This window comes from Oceanobacillus jeddahensis (assembly GCF_000750635.1).
GTDB classification, from domain to species: Bacteria; Bacillota; Bacilli; order Bacillales; family Amphibacillaceae; genus Oceanobacillus; species Oceanobacillus jeddahense.
Genome location: NZ_CCDM010000001.1, coordinates 1,724,835 through 1,739,825, shown reverse-complemented (window position 1 = coordinate 1,739,825; position 14,991 = coordinate 1,724,835). Strand labels below are relative to the sequence as shown.

14 protein-coding genes, 1 rRNA gene, 1 riboswitch and 1 other annotated feature are annotated in these 14,991 nt (G+C 37.9%); of the genes, 7 read left to right on the top strand and 8 right to left on the bottom strand.

The annotated features are described in order from the left end of the window. Positions 1 to 61: ribosomal RNA gene (locus tag BN986_RS07675) — 16S ribosomal RNA — on the bottom strand; the annotation flags it as partial. Positions 62 to 850: 789 nt separating this feature from the next. Continuing rightward, positions 851 to 1,159 (bottom strand): rhodanese-like domain-containing protein, encoded by a 309-nt coding sequence (locus tag BN986_RS07670; protein ID WP_040979070.1) that lies wholly within the window; start codon positions 1,157 to 1,159, stop codon positions 851 to 853. Positions 1,160 to 1,278: 119 nt separating this feature from the next. Here BN986_RS07670 and BN986_RS07665 point away from each other — a divergent pair, with 119 nt between their 5' ends. Continuing rightward, the gene (locus tag BN986_RS07665) at positions 1,279 to 2,040 is read left to right on the top strand and encodes a hypothetical protein (RefSeq protein ID WP_040979069.1); all 762 of its coding nucleotides are present in this window, start codon (positions 1,279 to 1,281) and stop codon (positions 2,038 to 2,040) included. 99 nt (positions 2,041 to 2,139) lie between these two features. On the opposite strand, the gene leuS is transcribed toward BN986_RS07665, so the two are convergent. Further along, positions 2,140 to 4,554, bottom strand: a complete 2,415-nt coding sequence (gene leuS / locus BN986_RS07660; protein ID WP_040979068.1) for a leucine--tRNA ligase — start codon at positions 4,552 to 4,554, stop codon at positions 2,140 to 2,142. 112 nt (positions 4,555 to 4,666) lie between these two features. Then, positions 4,667 to 4,889, bottom strand: a binding site (T-box leader). A gap of 446 nt (positions 4,890 to 5,335) precedes the next feature. Between leuS and mnmM the strand changes: the two genes are divergently transcribed. Next, on the top strand, positions 5,336 to 5,902 hold the full coding sequence (gene mnmM, locus BN986_RS07655; RefSeq protein ID WP_040979067.1) for a tRNA 5-(aminomethyl)-2-thiouridylate-methyltransferase MnmM: 567 nt from the start codon (positions 5,336 to 5,338) through the stop codon (positions 5,900 to 5,902). 18 nt (positions 5,903 to 5,920) lie between these two features. Here the strand turns inward: mnmM and BN986_RS07650 are convergent, their stop codons facing one another. After that, the gene (locus BN986_RS07650) at positions 5,921 to 6,310 is read right to left on the bottom strand and encodes a hypothetical protein (RefSeq protein ID WP_040979065.1); all 390 of its coding nucleotides are present in this window, start codon (positions 6,308 to 6,310) and stop codon (positions 5,921 to 5,923) included. Positions 6,311 to 6,815: 505 nt separating this feature from the next. Here BN986_RS07650 and BN986_RS07645 point away from each other — a divergent pair. Beyond that, on the top strand, positions 6,816 to 7,343 hold the full coding sequence (locus BN986_RS07645) for a gamma carbonic anhydrase (RefSeq protein WP_040979064.1): 528 nt from the start codon (positions 6,816 to 6,818) through the stop codon (positions 7,341 to 7,343). A 62-nt stretch (positions 7,344 to 7,405) separates the two neighbouring features. Here the strand turns inward: BN986_RS07645 and metK are convergent, their stop codons facing one another. Then, positions 7,406 to 8,605: a methionine adenosyltransferase gene (gene metK, locus BN986_RS07640; RefSeq protein WP_040979062.1), complete on the bottom strand. Its 1,200-nt coding sequence runs from the start codon at positions 8,603 to 8,605 to the stop codon at positions 7,406 to 7,408. 192 nt (positions 8,606 to 8,797) lie between these two features. After that, positions 8,798 to 8,903: riboswitch (SAM riboswitch) on the bottom strand. A gap of 183 nt (positions 8,904 to 9,086) precedes the next feature. On the opposite strand from metK, the gene pckA reads away from it, so the two are divergent. The 4 genes from pckA to BN986_RS07620 all read left to right on the top strand — a co-directional run bounded on the left by pckA (position 9,087) and on the right by BN986_RS07620 (position 13,477). Beyond that, on the top strand, positions 9,087 to 10,673 hold the full coding sequence (pckA, locus tag BN986_RS07635) for a phosphoenolpyruvate carboxykinase (ATP) (protein WP_040979061.1): 1,587 nt from the start codon (positions 9,087 to 9,089) through the stop codon (positions 10,671 to 10,673). A gap of 220 nt (positions 10,674 to 10,893) precedes the next feature. Then, the gene (locus BN986_RS07630) at positions 10,894 to 11,880 is read left to right on the top strand and encodes an ABC transporter substrate-binding protein (RefSeq protein WP_040979060.1); all 987 of its coding nucleotides are present in this window, start codon (positions 10,894 to 10,896) and stop codon (positions 11,878 to 11,880) included. 12 nt (positions 11,881 to 11,892) lie between these two features. Beyond that, positions 11,893 to 12,699, top strand: a complete 807-nt coding sequence (locus BN986_RS07625; protein ID WP_040979059.1) for an ABC transporter ATP-binding protein — start codon at positions 11,893 to 11,895, stop codon at positions 12,697 to 12,699. Beyond that, complete coding sequence (locus tag BN986_RS07620; RefSeq protein WP_148417076.1) at positions 12,686 to 13,477, top strand: ABC transporter permease; 792 nt, start codon at positions 12,686 to 12,688, stop codon at positions 13,475 to 13,477. The genes BN986_RS07625 and BN986_RS07620 overlap by 14 nt, the downstream gene beginning before the upstream one ends. Positions 13,478 to 13,502: 25 nt before the next feature. Here BN986_RS07620 and ytkD read toward each other — a convergent pair whose 3' ends face one another. The 3 genes from ytkD to BN986_RS07605 all read right to left on the bottom strand — a co-directional run bounded on the left by ytkD (position 13,503) and on the right by BN986_RS07605 (position 14,978). Next, positions 13,503 to 13,973 (bottom strand): RNA deprotection pyrophosphohydrolase, encoded by a 471-nt coding sequence (ytkD, locus tag BN986_RS07615; RefSeq protein ID WP_040979264.1) that lies wholly within the window; start codon positions 13,971 to 13,973, stop codon positions 13,503 to 13,505. A 30-nt stretch (positions 13,974 to 14,003) separates the two neighbouring features. Further along, the gene (locus BN986_RS07610) at positions 14,004 to 14,516 is read right to left on the bottom strand and encodes a hypothetical protein (protein ID WP_052400680.1); all 513 of its coding nucleotides are present in this window, start codon (positions 14,514 to 14,516) and stop codon (positions 14,004 to 14,006) included. A gap of 147 nt (positions 14,517 to 14,663) precedes the next feature. Then, on the bottom strand, positions 14,664 to 14,978 hold the full coding sequence (locus BN986_RS07605; protein WP_040979057.1) for a hypothetical protein: 315 nt from the start codon (positions 14,976 to 14,978) through the stop codon (positions 14,664 to 14,666). Between the last annotated feature and the right edge of the window lie 13 nt (positions 14,979 to 14,991).

Genomic DNA, 14,991 nt, shown 5'->3' with positions numbered 1-14,991 from the left:
CTTGCATGTATTAGGCACGCCGCCAGCGTTCGTCCTGAGCCAAGATCAAACTCTCCATAAAAGTGTTTGAATACTTTAGCTTTCAGAAGTCTACTTCTGACTTATTTCTTTAAGAAAAACGAGGTTGTTTTTCTTCTTTCGTACTGGTTGTTTTGTTCAGTTTTCAAAGAGCAATTTGTTTGTCGCTGTTCAAATCAGCAACTTTATTAATATATCACACATCCAACAGCTCGTCAACAACTTTTTCATAAAAGTATTTTCACAAAGTCGCTAACTCAACATTGGATATTTATTATAGCATTATCGACAAATTAAGTCAACACAAAACAAGCAAATTTTTTATCTGCCAAGAGATTAAATAAAGTGAAATGTCACCCTGCAGGCAAGAGCGATTCGGCCCGTTAGCAGCTGCCCGTCCCTCGCATAGTAATAACATATTTTAGTTTCCGAAACGTGAGGTTTGCAGCCGATTCACACTACGATAAAGCCGCATTTCATGTCTTTTTTTGCGTTCTTTCATTTACCTCTAAAACCTGTATAGTGTCTTCATATTACTCTTGTTAAAACTCATTCTATCTTAAAAATCAAAAAATCTGTCAGATACGCATACCGTAAGTCTATATGAACACAATATTTAATTATATTAAGATACGCAGCCACTGTATGAATTGAAGGATCCAAAACTTCCGTAACCAAAAATTATTTAAGCTTACTTCATTATATAAAAACATGCAGATACATTTCACTTGTCCGCAAACAAAATCCGCATAAAAATCCCGCGAGATTTTATTTTCCCGCGGAATATCCTTTCCTTTACAAAATCAGCATATATTCATCAAGCTTATAGAATTTATTTAATAGTAATTTCTCCATCCCACTCCAGCATTCCGCCGCTCATGTTTGATACATTAAACCCTTGCTCTTGTAAAAAAGCGGTTGCGTTGTGGCTTCTTCTACCCGATCGGCAAATCATAATATATTTCTTATCTTGATCTAACTCCTCATAAGCATCCGGTATGTCACCTAAAGGAATATGCAATGCATTTTCAATCATTCCTTGCGCTACTTCTTCATCTTCTCTGACGTCAATCAGCTGGATATTATCATTTTCTCTTATAGAATCCACTTCTGCCGGAGTAAGTTCTTTAATATCTGCCATTTTATCTCATCTCCTTCTATTTTCCTTCTTTATTATATTAAATGCATTATGAATAGGATTCAAATCGTTTGATTAAACTAAGGCAAAACTTAATCATTTTATGAATAGAAGGTGTTACGATGGCTTATATTAGTTTATTGTTTTTAGCTCTCTTTTTCTCCCCGGCAGAAGCAGCTTCGAATGATGCTATGCTTATCCATACGTACGAAGAGGATGTTACAGGAGATGGAGAGAAAGAACGGCTGGAGTTAAAAGGAAAATTATTTGCTGCTGATGGTGTTTATTATCAGGATATTTGGGTTGACATTTCCAGTCCCTCCTCTGATAAAACATGGCGGATCAACTATGGCGGAGGATATGACCCGGAATTGCAATTTGCGGATTTAACTCATAACGGTGTCTTGGATATCCTTTACCAGAGCCCAACCGGCGGAAGCGGCGGGTTATATACTTCCCAGCTGAATCAATGGAAAAAAGATGATTTTATCGAGCTTCCTCTTCCAACAGAACAACCAGTACAAGGGGAATTTATAGATGATTTTCGAGTATCTGTTCAGCTGCTGCCGAAAGAAGATCCCATTATTTTAGATGTCTCTGGACAAAAAGAAGAATATATTCGTTTAAAGCTGTACGATGAGCAGGGTAAACTTCTGGAACCGACAACGCTCATGATTGACCCGGTTGCCTTTTTTGACATCATTGACTTAGACAGTGAAAATCAAAAAGGTCTTAAGAGCTTTCAGCAAATCAGCGGTGCCTATCATGCAGATGGAATTGGAACCGTGGAGTCGATTTGGGTGTATGATGATGATGATAAATGGATGCTGCTGGAAACAAACTTACAAACAGACCTTCCACGTTTAAATAATACTTCCAGCTAATATTTATGGTTCTTAGAAATTATAAAAAACCGGACTATAATCAATTTCCGCCAAGCGATTTTTGATTATAGTCCGGTTTTTAATTAGGAAATCAATGAATTAATTAGCAACAACATTAACAAGTTTATCTGGAACAACAATTACTTTTCGAATTGTCTTTCCTTCCAGCCATTGTTGTATACTTTCTTGGTTTAAAGCCAATTTTTCAAGGTCATCTTTTGCAGTGCCTGCAGGAACGCTTAGTTTTGCACGTACCTTGCCCATCACCTGCAATACAACCTCAACTTCTTCTTCCACAAGCTTCGATTCATCGTAAGCAGGCCATCCAGCCAAACTGATAGAGTCTTCATTGCCAAGTTTTTGCCAAATTTCTTCGCACATATGCGGTGCAACTGGAGAAAGAAGTTTCACAAAACCTTCTGCATAGTTTTTCGGAATAGAATCTGCTTTATAACATTCATTCACAAATACCATCATTTGTGAAATTCCTGTATTAAAGTGAAGATTTTCAAAGTCCTCTGTCACTTTTTTGACTGTTTCATGATACACCTTATCCAGTTCGGTTGCGGCTTCATCTGTAATCTTATCTGTTAATGAATTATCATCATTGATATATAGCCTCCAGACACGATCCAAGAAACGGCGTGAGCCATCCAAACCGTTTGTAGACCAGGCAACGGAAGCATCTAAAGGTCCCATGAACATTTCATACAACCTTAGCGTATCTGCACCATGAGTTGCAATGATATCATCCGGATTTACAACATTCCCTTTTGATTTACTCATCTTCTCGTTACCTTCTCCAAGAATCATACCTTGATTGTATAATTTTTGGAATGGCTCTTTCGTTGAAACAACACCAATGTCATACAGGAATTTATGCCAAAACCGTGCATATAGCAGGTGAAGCACGGCATGCTCTGCTCCACCGATATAAATATCGATTGGCAGCCATTTTTCCAGAGCTTTTGGATCGGCAAGCTGTTCTGTATTATTCGGATCAATATAACGAAGGAAATACCAGCAGCTGCCCGCCCATTGCGGCATCGTATTCGTTTCTCTTCTGCCTTTCATTCCAGTTTCCGGGTCTACAACATTTACCCATGCTTCATTATTAGCAAGTGGAGACTCTCCAGTTCCCGACGGTTTAATTTCGGTCATTTCCGGAAGCTCCAACGGAAGATCCTCATCCGGCACAGCAGTCATGCTGCCGTCTTCCCAATGAATGATAGGAATCGGCTCTCCCCAATAACGCTGTCTCGCAAAAAGCCAGTCGCGCAAACGGTACGTAATTTTCTTCGTACCTTTATTGTTTTCTTCCAGCCATGCAATCATTTTGGAAATCGCTTCGTCTTTATCCAGCCCATCTAAGAATCCAGAATTAACATGAGGACCGTCTCCAATATAAGCTTCCTCTTCCAGATTTCCGCCAGCGACCACTTCCCTGATCGGCAAGTCAAATACGGAAGCAAATTCATAGTCACGCTCGTCATGTCCTGGAACTGCCATGATTGCGCCACTTCCATAACTCATCAATACATAGTCCGCTACCCAAATCGGCATTTTCTCTTCATTAACAGGATTAATCGCATAAGCTCCTGTAAATACACCTGTTTTTTCTTTGGCAAGATCGGTACGCTCTAAGTCAGACTTGGTTTGTACGTCATGCAAATATTTTTCCACTGCTTCTTTTTGTTCTGCTGTTGTAATTTTTTCAACAAATTCATGTTCTGGTGCCATGACAGCATACGTTGCTCCGAACAATGTATCCGGACGTGTTGTAAATACAGTAAATGTTTCCTCATGTCCTTCAATAGAAAACGTTACCTCTGCACCTTCTGAACGCCCAATCCAGTTACGCTGCATTTCCTTCAGGCTTTCCGGCCAATCCAATTCTTCCAAATCAGAAAGCAGCCGATCTGCATATGCCGTTATTTTAAGCATCCATTGTTTCATTGGTTTACGAACTACCGGATGTCCTCCACGTTCACTCTTTCCATCAATAACTTCTTCATTCGCAAGAACTGTTCCAAGAGCAGGACACCAGTTGACAGCTACTTCATCCATATAAGCCAGATCATTTTCATAAAGCTTTTTGAAAATCCACTGTGTCCACTTATAATAATCAGGGTCTGTTGTATTAATTTCTCTGTCCCAATCATAAGAAAAACCAAGCTCTTTAATCTGTCTCTTAAAGGTTTGAATATTAGCTTCTGTAAATTCCTTGGGACTGTTACCTGTATCAATGGCGTATTGCTCTGCCGGAAGTCCAAAAGCATCCCATCCCATCGGATGCATGACCTCATATCCCTGCATTCTTTTCATTCTGGCTAAAATATCTGTTGCTGTATATCCTTCCGGGTGCCCAACGTGCAAGCCCTGACCAGATGGATAAGGAAACATATCAAGTGCATAAAATTTTTCTTTATTAGAAAATGTATTTGTTTTGAATGTTTGATGATTATCCCAATATTTTTGCCATTTTTTTTCGATTTCCTTATGCTGAAAACTCATCGCAATCCTTCCTTTCCTTCATAACTCTTGTATCGTCAATCACATACGACACGAACTTCTATCCTAACTTTACTTTGGTAAAATTAGGTACAAAAAAAGCCACTCATCCCAACAAAGGGACGAGAAGCTGTGATTTTATTCCCGCGGTACCACCCAAATTAACGCATATAGCGTTCGCTTGACATCGATAACGTTGATGAAACGACAGCAGTTACTTTTTTCACTACTGCAAACTAAAAAGGTGAGTTCACACGTTTATCAGTAACAGTTTGCACCATCCACTGCTTCTCTAGAACTGATATAACCTATTACTAGTCCTTTTTCATCGTCTTTCATTTTATGATAGATATTGGAATTATAATGAAATAAATATTCCGTGTCAAGCTGCTTCGAAAACTTGACTTCCCCTTAAAGAGCTTAGTCTGCTTTGTAAAATCCCATATACCTATACTACATAAGCCATAACAGCACTTATATAGTAAGTAAGATTTCAGCCAAAGGCTATCTTATTCTTAGTATACACTTATTTTCATAATTGGAAACCGTATTTATGTAAAAATATAATTTAATCGTATTAATGATTGTTTCGGGAAAAATTTATCACGGAGAACCGCCCGTAAAACTCCCACTGAATGAAGTTTCGTTTTATAATGTAAAACTTTCATCGGTTGAGGTTCTATCAAAAATTAAGTTGCAACAAACATTGTACCACTTTTCTTGTTATAATAAAGCAAGAAACGTACCATACCCAAATTGGAAAAATAGACAAGGAGACAGCAGCATGCTATTAAATGTTTTAACCTGTGCACATGAACTGTTAAAAGAAAGCCTGGAAGAAGGAGATGTTGCCATTGACGCAACCTGCGGAAATGGTAATGATACCTTATTGTTGAGCCGGACAGTAGGACCCTCCGGCAAGGTATATGGATTTGACATTCAGGAACAGGCGATTCAAAAAACAAAAGAAAAGCTTCAAGAACACAACTGCCAGAATGTATCCCTCATTCAAGATAGTCATGAGAGTTTACTTAACTATATCGAAGAAGACTTTTTTGACGGAGCTATTTTCAACCTTGGGTATTTACCAAAAAGTGATAAATCAATTGTTACCAAAGCCCCTTCTACATTAGCAGCGATCGAAGCTGTATTAGAAAGATTAAAACCAAACGGGCTGGTTATCCTGGTTATTTATTATGGGCACCCGGGCGGCGAGGAAGAAAAAGATGCTGTTCTTTCTTATACTTCTCAATTAGACCAAAAAGCATATCAAGTGCTTCAATACAAATTTATTAATCAGCAAAATCAATCGCCATTTTTAATCGCTATCGAAAAAAAGAAACGCTCCTAAATGTTAAGAGAGCGTTTCTTATGCAATTCCTAAAAATAATAACCGGAAAAATAAATTTAAGAAATGTCCAGCTGTCATGATAATAAATACAATAAGAGAAATCATAAGCACACGGGACCGTAATGTCTTATACTTTTTGGGATAAGGAATCCAAATATATGCTGATACAATCATGATCGGAACCGAATATAAATAACCAAATAAGTAAATCCAATTACGCAGAGCAGAGATATCGAACAGTTCAGGCTCTTGCAGATTATTTAACTGATTAATATACCCGATCACAAAAATAATGGTTAACAAAATAAAATAACTATACGTTGTCAGCCGCAGCCATTTTTCTTCATCACTTATCAGTATATAGACACCAATAAAAAATAAAATCCCTATTACAATTTGAATCAACATGAAAGTACAACCCCATTTTTAACGATAAATCAGTTTTTTTCATCACATGCAAAACTTCATTTTAATAAATTTCTCTCTGTAAAAGTTCGCTTGTATGTATGGCTCGTTCAGCATCCATAGACTAAAACAGATTTATACAATTGCTTATTCCAGCAGTGACTGGAATAACTGTTACTCCTCCATTGTCAGTTTCATTTAACAATACGGAATTTCCTTGAATAGCGTTTATCTCTTTATATTTGCTATCATTAAGTAACTAGCTTATTTATTCTACCATAAAAAGATTCGTATCTGTAGAGGATAAAAAGAAATAAATATACATTCAAACTTATTATTCATATTAAATAAAAGAGCTAGAATATATGCCTACAGATGGAAAAATGCAATTTAAACAAATGCTCCATTCTTTAAAATGGCGGGAAACTTTAAAAACCTTGGGTATCTTTTCGAATAATAATTCCTTTGATATACTTTCATTATTAATAGTTAAGTTGGAGGAATAACGATGATTGAATCTTATAAAGGTGTCAGCCCGTCTATTGATTCGACAGCATTTATTGCTAAAAACGCTGTCATTAATGGTGATGTGACAATTGAAGCAGAAGCAAGTATTTGGTTTCATACTGTTATTCGCGGCGACATCGCACCTACGAAAATTGGAAAACGAACAAACGTCCAGGATCTTTCTATGCTGCATCAAAGCCCGAATATGCCGTTAATTCTTGAAGACGATGTAACTGTCGGGCATCAAGTGACCTTACATTCTGCTATCATACGCCATCATGCGCTTATCGGGATGGGATCGATTATTTTAGACGGTGCAGAAATTGGTGAACATGCCTTCATTGGAGCTGGAAGTCTGGTGCCTCCAGGGAAAAAAATACCGCCTAAAACATTGGCAATGGGCAGACCAGCTAAAGTTGTCCGTGAATTAACAGATGATGACTTTCAAGAAATGGAGCGCATCCGCAAATCGTATGTAGAAAAAGGGCAATATTATTTAAAGGAACAATCTGTCCATTCAAATAAATAGATTCAGATTTATTTTTCATATGTAAAAAAACGTCAGGCATCCCTTAGACACCTGACGTTTTTTTATTGTATCGTTAATGCTTTTAATTCTTCTACTTTATCAGTTTTTTCCCACGGGAATGAAATATCTGTACGTCCAAAATGACCATAAGCAGCTGTATTTTTAAAGATCGGTCTTTTCAGGTCGAGCATCCGGATAATGCCTGCCGGCCGTAAATCAAACAGCTCTCGTACTGCTTCAACCAGTTTTTCTTCACTAACCTCACCTGTACCAAATGTATTAATAGAGATAGAGACAGGCTGCGCCACACCAATAGCATATGCTAATTGAACTTCACATGAATCAGCAAGTCCTGCAGCGACGATATTTTTAGCAACATAGCGGGCAGCATAAGCAGCAGAACGATCTACTTTGGTTGCATCTTTCCCACTAAAAGCACCGCCACCATGTCTTGCATAACCACCGTATGTGTCTACAATGATTTTTCTTCCTGTCAATCCAACATCCCCTTGTGGTCCACCTAATACAAAGCGTCCAGTCGGATTAATAAAGTATTTTGTTTTTTCATCCAATAATTCACTTGGAACAACTTCTTCCACAACATGCTTGATAACATCCGCTTCAATTTGTTCATTTGTAATATCTGGATGGTGCTGTGTGGAGATCACAATGGTATCCACACGTAACGGCTGATCATTTTCACCATATTCAATAGTTACCTGTGTTTTTCCATCTGGTCGCAGGTAGCCAACAATCTTTTCTTTCCGAACATCTGCTAATCTTCTTGATAAACGGTGTGCTAAAGAAATCGGCAGAGGCATAAGCTCCTCTGTTTCATTGCATGCATAACCAAACATTAATCCCTGGTCACCTGCTCCAATAGCCTCAATTTCTTCTTCACTCTCCTGCCCTTGTCTTGCTTCTAAAGCGACATCCACACCGCCGGCAATATCAGGAGATTGTTCATCAATAGCAGTTAATACAGCACACGTTTCTGAATCAAAGCCATATTTTGCACGTGTATATCCAATTCCCTTTACCGTTTCACGTACAATTGCCGGAATATCTACATATGTACTCGTAGAAATCTCTCCTGCAACTAAAACTATTCCAGTTGTAACGGTTGTTTCACAAGCAACCCGGGCATTCGGATCTTTCGATAGGATCTCATCCAGAATTGCGTCTGAAATCTGGTCAGACATTTTATCCGGATGTCCTTCAGTAACTGATTCAGAAGTAAATAAACGACGATTTGCAGCCATAAGGCTAAACTCCCCTTTTCCATTTGTGTTACGGAACTCTATTTCAATGTTTATTTATCATTCCACCCAATGTGCTTTCATTTTTAGAGGATGTTCAAAAACCTCGTAAAAAGGATATTTAAAAAGTCTCCTAAAAATAAAAAAACCTCTCCTTCAAAATACATGAGGAAAGGGAAACGTATTGGCCTTTCTCTCTTATTGTTCAAGGAATGATCCTTGCATCAGGTTAGCACCTTTCACGTTACGTGAGGTTGCTGGGCTTCATCGGGGCTGTCCCTCCACCATCTCTGAATAAGAGTATCCGTTCATTAATTAGATTAACGAAACAAGCCGCTCCTGTCAAGATAATTATCATTTGTAGCATAAAAAATAATTTTTCATAAATTAGTATGGACTATTTTATTTAATGTGTTATACTAATAAACATAATTTTAAGGATATAATTAATTCTACATCATTAAAAGGAGTGAATAATTGTTTTATGAAAATATTGCGGAGAAGTATTTTGGAGGAGTTCACTTCAACAAATATTTATAGTAACTATTCTGTTGGCCAGCTTATCGAAAAAATTATTCATCGAGATGAAGCAAAATTGACAGCAACTGGTGCAGTCCGTGCCACTACCGGAAAATATACGGGGCGTTCTCCAAGAGATAAATTTATTGTAAAAGATGCTTTATCCACGGATAAGGTAGATTGGGGAAATGTCAATCAGTCCATTGAAGAAGATACATTCAATCAATTGCTTGACAAAGTAATTGCATATTTAGACAGCAAAGAAGAGATCTTTCATCTTCAAGCTTATGCTGGTGCTGATGAAAAATACAAACTGCCTATTCAAGTAATTAATGAATATGCCTGGCATAATTTATTCGCAAGACAATTATTTATTCCTATTGAAAAAGAGCTGGAAAAATTACATGAAGTTGATTTTACAGTAATCTCTGCTCCTGGATTTAAAGCAGATCCTGACGTAGACGGCACAAATTCAGAAGCATTTGTTTTCATTTCTTTTGAACAGCGTATTGTGCTTATTGGAGGAACGGAATATGCAGGTGAGATTAAAAAATCCATCTTTTCCGTAGCTAATTTCCTGCTTCCTGAGCAAGATGTTCTTTCCATGCATTGCTCATCTAATGTAGGAGAAGATGGCGATGTCGCTTTGTTTTTTGGCTTATCCGGAACTGGAAAAACCACACTTTCAGCTGATGTCGACAGAAGATTAATCGGTGATGACGAACATGGCTGGAGTGACGATGGTGTATTTAACATTGAAGGCGGCTGTTACGCGAAATGCATCAATTTATCTGCAGAAAAAGAACCGCAAATTTTTGATGCGATCCGCTATGGATCTGTCTTAGAAAATGTAGTATTGGATGAAAATACACGCGTGCCAGATTATGATGATACGTCGTTAACAGAAAACACACGGGCTGCTTACCCATTAGAAAACATTGATAATAGTTTAGAGCCAAGTGTAGCTGGACATCCAAATACAATTATATTCTTGACTGCAGATGCTTCCGGTACACTGCCTCCAATTAGTAAATTGACAAAAGAACAAGCAATGTACCATTTCTTAAGTGGGTATACGAGTAAATTAGCAGGAACAGAACGTGGTGTGACCAAACCCGTAGCAACATTCTCAGCATGTTTTGGTTCTCCATTTTTACCGTTAAATCCATCTGTCTATGCAGAAATGCTTGGAGAAAAAATTGATAAATTTGATGCAAATGTATTTCTTATTAACACCGGCTGGACCGGCGGCTCCTATGGTGTCGGAAGCAGAATGAAGCTATCCTATACACGGGCAATGGTTCATTCCGCTTTAATCGGGGAACTAAACGATGTGGAGACGACGACAGATGAAATTTTTGGACTGTCGATTCCAAAATCAATTCCAGGTGTTCCAGATGAAGTCCTTGTCCCGAAAAATGCTTGGGAGGATAAGGAAAGCTATGAAATTGAAGCAAAAAAATTAGCCGGTAAATTCCATATGAATTTCGAGAAATTTACGGAAGTCAGTGAAGCAATTCAGCAGGCAGGACCGGTGTACCGGCCTGTATAATTACACACTTCTTTATTAAAGGATAGACTCCTATTTTTGAGTTTATCCTTTTTTCACGATAAAAACCCCTATGCATCGTGCTCCAGGCGATACACAGGGGTTTTTCTATATAATTATCCACTACTCCATCTCCCCTTCTAGGCATTCACACAATCATCCGGCTGATCATATATTTATAGAAGATGTTCAAGAACAGTTTTTTAGAGAAAGGAAGATAGAAATGAGAAAGCTTTCTTGTTTCATTTTATTGATAAGCTCTCTTCTCCTCATCAGTGCTTGTAATCAAAATAAAGTAACTCAAATAGACCTTGCAGAAGTGACACGATCTATTTTTTATGCGCCTCAATATGTTGCTTTAGAAAAAGGTTTTTTTGAAGAAGAGGGATTGGAAGTTGATCTGCAAACCACTTGGGGCGGAGATACAACAATGACTGCCCTCCTGTCTGACAGCGCAGATATTGCGTTAGTTGGTTCAGAAACGTCTATCTATGTCTATGCCCAGGATTCCAGAGATTACGCTGTGAATTTTGCACAGTTGACCCAAACGGACGGAACCTTTTTAGTAGCGAAAGAAGCAGATGAAAACTTTGAGTGGGATGATTTACGTGACAGTCAATTTCTCGGTCAACGTGTTGGCGGAATGCCGCAGATGGTTGGTGAATATGTTTTAAAACAGCATGATATTAACCCGCATGAAGATTTAAATTTAGTTCAGAATATTGATTTCGCAAACATTCCAGGAGCTTTTGCCAGCGGTGATTATGAATATGTCCAGCTGTTCGAACCAACAGCAAGTGTTTTTGAAGCAAATGGCCAAGGCGAGATTGTTGCCTCTTTCGGTGAAGAATCCGGGAAAGTCCCATACACTGTCTTCATGGCAAAACAAAGCTTCCTGGATGAAGAAGAGGAAACGGTTGAAGCCTTTACAAGAGCAATTTATAAAGCTCAACAATGGGTGCAGGAAACAGACTCCGAAGAAATCGCCAAGGTGGTGGAGCCTTACTTTGAAGACACCGATGTAGAAATGCTCGCCAATGCCATCGATCGCTACAAACAACAGGGATCGTTTGCAACTTCTCCAGTACTGGAAGAAGAAGCATGGGAAAATTTAAAAGATATTATGGATGAAGCCGGTGAACTTCCAGGGGATGCGCCATATGAAGATCTCGTCAATACAGAATATGCTGAGCAGATCATCGGGGAATAAAGGAGGTTAACAATGTCTTATCTTACATTAGACGGCGTATCTCATTATTACTTTTCTAAAAAGCAATATACAGAAGCTTTGCAAAATATCTCTTTCTCTGTGAAAAAAAATGAATTTGTTTCCTTACTTGGACCAAGCGGCTGTGGGAAATCAACCCTGCTATCTCTAATCTCTGGAATGCTTCAGCCTGCAGAAGGAGATATCTTAATGGATGGAGAAAAAATGGATGAAAGTGACTTAGAAATTGGTTATATGTTGCAGCAAGATTATCTGTTTCCCTGGAAAAGTATTATTGATAATGTACTCATCGGGCCAAGAATCAGAAAGCGGCAATCAAATGAATTAAAACAAAGAGCAATAACACTTTTGGAAGAGGTTGGGTTGGAAAATGTTGCTGATAAGTATCCGAATGAATTATCTGGAGGCATGCGCCAACGAGCAGCATTGATAAGAACACTTATCACAGAGCCGGAAATTCTTTTACTGGATGAACCTTTTTCCGCTTTGGACTTTCAAACAAAATTAAAACTGGAAGTATTGGTAGCTGACTTACTTAAAGCTTATCAAAAAACGGCTATATTGGTAACACATGATATCGGGGAAGCTATCTCAATGAGTGATCGGATCATTCTGATGTCCTCTCATCCCGGGGCTATTGAAAAAATTTACGAAGTACCTGTGGAATTACGGGATGAATCCCCTTTTCTCGCAAGGAAACATCCCAAATACAGTCGTCTCTTTGATAAGATCTGGGCGGACTTGGATCAGGAGAAACATTCCGTCATTCCGCAAGAGGAGAATGCTTATGAGCGGTCCTAAGTTATTTGCCATCTATCAGCAGAAATTAAAAAGAGAAGCGAAGATTGTACTGACCTGGCAGCTGTCTATTCTAGTTTTGTTTTTTGCACTTTGGGAGGTTGCAAGCAGATTTTATTGGATAGACCCACTTCTATTCAGCTCTCCCACCCGCGTATTCAGCTCTATTTGGAGTAGACTTTTACAGGGATCATTACTCAGTCATATTCAAATCACGCTGTTTGAAACCATACTAGGCTTTTTAATTGGTACGGTTGCCGGAATCATCATCGCTTCCATGCTTTGGAGCTTTCATCGTTTTGCAAAAGTGATGGATCCTTATCTCGTAGTTTTTAACGCGATGCCAAAAGTAGCGCTTGGCCCAATACTTATCGTAGCACTCGGTCCCGGCTATTTATCAATTATTGCAATGGGTTTTATTATTTCTGTTATTGTCACAACCCTTGTTGTATTTGCAGCCTTCAACGAGGTTGACCAAAATTATTTAAAAGTATTAAGAAGCTTTGACGCTACAAAATGGCAATGCTTTAAAGAAGCAGTTTTCCCAGCCTCGTTACCAGCCATTATTTCTACATTAAAAGTAAATGTCGGACTTTCCTGGGTAGGGGTAATTGTGGGAGAATATTTAGTTTCCAAACAAGGATTGGGTTATTTAATTATTTATGGTTTCCAAGTATTTGATTTTACGCTCGTTATGTCCAGTCTTGTTATTATCGCTGTCCTTGCCGCAATCATGTACAAAACGGTAGAAAAAATAGAACAGTTACTCATACGAAAATAACAGCCAGCTGAGCGCTGGCTGTTATTTATACATACGATTTTTTGATTCGGAGCAAGCAAGATTCTAATACAGCATCCTTCATAATAAAACTAAAATTGTTTTTTCTTTTTATATTCGACGGTATTTTTTTTAATAATACAGGACCTTTGGTTTCATAGTAAGTAGGCTGCGGTATAAGTTCTTTGATTTCTGCAAAATAAACGTTCTTAATTACTGTTTCATAACGTCCGTCTACTTTGTATTGTCCAATATAGTGGAGCTTTTTCACAGTAGCTCCGGTTTCCTCCATAACTTCCCGGACCGCTGCTTGATCAGCCGTTTCCCCTGATTCTACTTTCCCTCCCGGAAACTCAATTCCTCTTTCCTTATGATCCGTTAACAACCATTTATCTTTATATCTGCAGATGACCCATACATGCTTTGGATTTTTGGAAAATGGATGATCTAAAAAAGATAATTGTACCGTATTATTGTAATAATCCTTAAAAACGTTCACTTCTTCCACTACTTTCCCACGGAGCTGTCATCACTTATAGCTTATATCTGAAATTTTCCAGCCATTTTGAAATAGCATCTCCACTACAAGAGTGTAACTTCCAACCATGTCATTTTCATTTTCCTGTACAAGCTGTACAGAATGATTTGATGTATTTATCATATCATATTCATTTTCTTCTTGAAACCATGGTTCAGTATGTGTTGGGATGACATAAACGTCGTCTGCTTCTACACGGAAATAATAATCAACAAAAGCTCTGGCTAATTCAGGCGTGACATATGCTTCAAATGCTTCTGTAAGCTCCTGCTCTGTTGCATAGTTTTTTAGTTTATACGAATCATCTGTTTCTTGCTTTAGTGTGTCTTCTAATCCATTCATTACGTGAATAACTTCTTCCTTATCAGGTTGAATGTTTTCTGCTTCTATAGCAGATACATCCATTTGGTCGTCACCCTGTATAGAAATTTCTTTAGGTACAGCGATAGAGAAAATCATTGCTATCATCATAGTAAAACAAAGAATTAAAGCGAGCTTTTTCATTGGCAGCACTTCCTCTCTTTATCTATGTTTCCTATTGAAAAAATATATTTTACCGATAAAAAAATATTTTACTTCTGATTTTCATATACTATAATGTACCTTTTTATTATATCATTTAAACATTTTTATACTAAAGTACTATTTTACCTATTCTTCCTCTAAGATCCCCATTGTCCGAATATGGTTCTTCGTATTTTCATCTCCTAAATCATATAGTGTCTGATATACTCCAGCGATCGTTTCATCATATACATCATTAGCTGTATCTAAATGATAAGGTACAAAAGGAATATGTGAACGTTTATACGTATCAAAACTAGCCTCATGCAAGCCTTCAAATTTTCTCCGCAGCATTAGTATCTCTTCAGCAGTTGCATAAATAACAAAGTCATCGTTCCCTTGATATGGAATTCGAGAAATTTCGCCTTCTCCGATACTGATAAAATATTTTTGTTTATCCAATATAATCACCTCC

Bases quoted from the DNA above. Each gene is read 5' to 3' on its own strand.
- BN986_RS07650 (WP_040979065.1), bottom strand. From the start codon at position 6,310: ATGTTGATTCAAATTGTAATAGGGATTTTATTTTTTATTGGTGTCTAT.
- leuS (WP_040979068.1), bottom strand. From the start codon at position 4,554: ATGAGTTTTCAGCATAAGGAAATCGAAAAAAAATGGCAAAAATATTGG.
- BN986_RS07665 (WP_040979069.1), top strand. From the start codon at position 1,279: ATGGCTTATATTAGTTTATTGTTTTTAGCTCTCTTTTTCTCCCCGGCA.
- mnmM (WP_040979067.1), top strand. From the start codon at position 5,336: ATGCTATTAAATGTTTTAACCTGTGCACATGAACTGTTAAAAGAAAGC.
- BN986_RS07630 (WP_040979060.1), top strand. From the start codon at position 10,894: ATGAGAAAGCTTTCTTGTTTCATTTTATTGATAAGCTCTCTTCTCCTC.
- pckA (WP_040979061.1), top strand. From the start codon at position 9,087: ATGAAAATATTGCGGAGAAGTATTTTGGAGGAGTTCACTTCAACAAAT.
- BN986_RS07610 (WP_052400680.1), bottom strand. From the start codon at position 14,516: ATGAAAAAGCTCGCTTTAATTCTTTGTTTTACTATGATGATAGCAATG.
- BN986_RS07625 (WP_040979059.1), top strand. From the start codon at position 11,893: ATGTCTTATCTTACATTAGACGGCGTATCTCATTATTACTTTTCTAAA.
- BN986_RS07620 (WP_148417076.1), top strand. From the start codon at position 12,686: ATGAGCGGTCCTAAGTTATTTGCCATCTATCAGCAGAAATTAAAAAGA.
- metK (WP_040979062.1), bottom strand. From the start codon at position 8,605: ATGGCTGCAAATCGTCGTTTATTTACTTCTGAATCAGTTACTGAAGGA.
- BN986_RS07645 (WP_040979064.1), top strand. From the start codon at position 6,816: ATGATTGAATCTTATAAAGGTGTCAGCCCGTCTATTGATTCGACAGCA.
- BN986_RS07670 (WP_040979070.1), bottom strand. From the start codon at position 1,159: ATGGCAGATATTAAAGAACTTACTCCGGCAGAAGTGGATTCTATAAGA.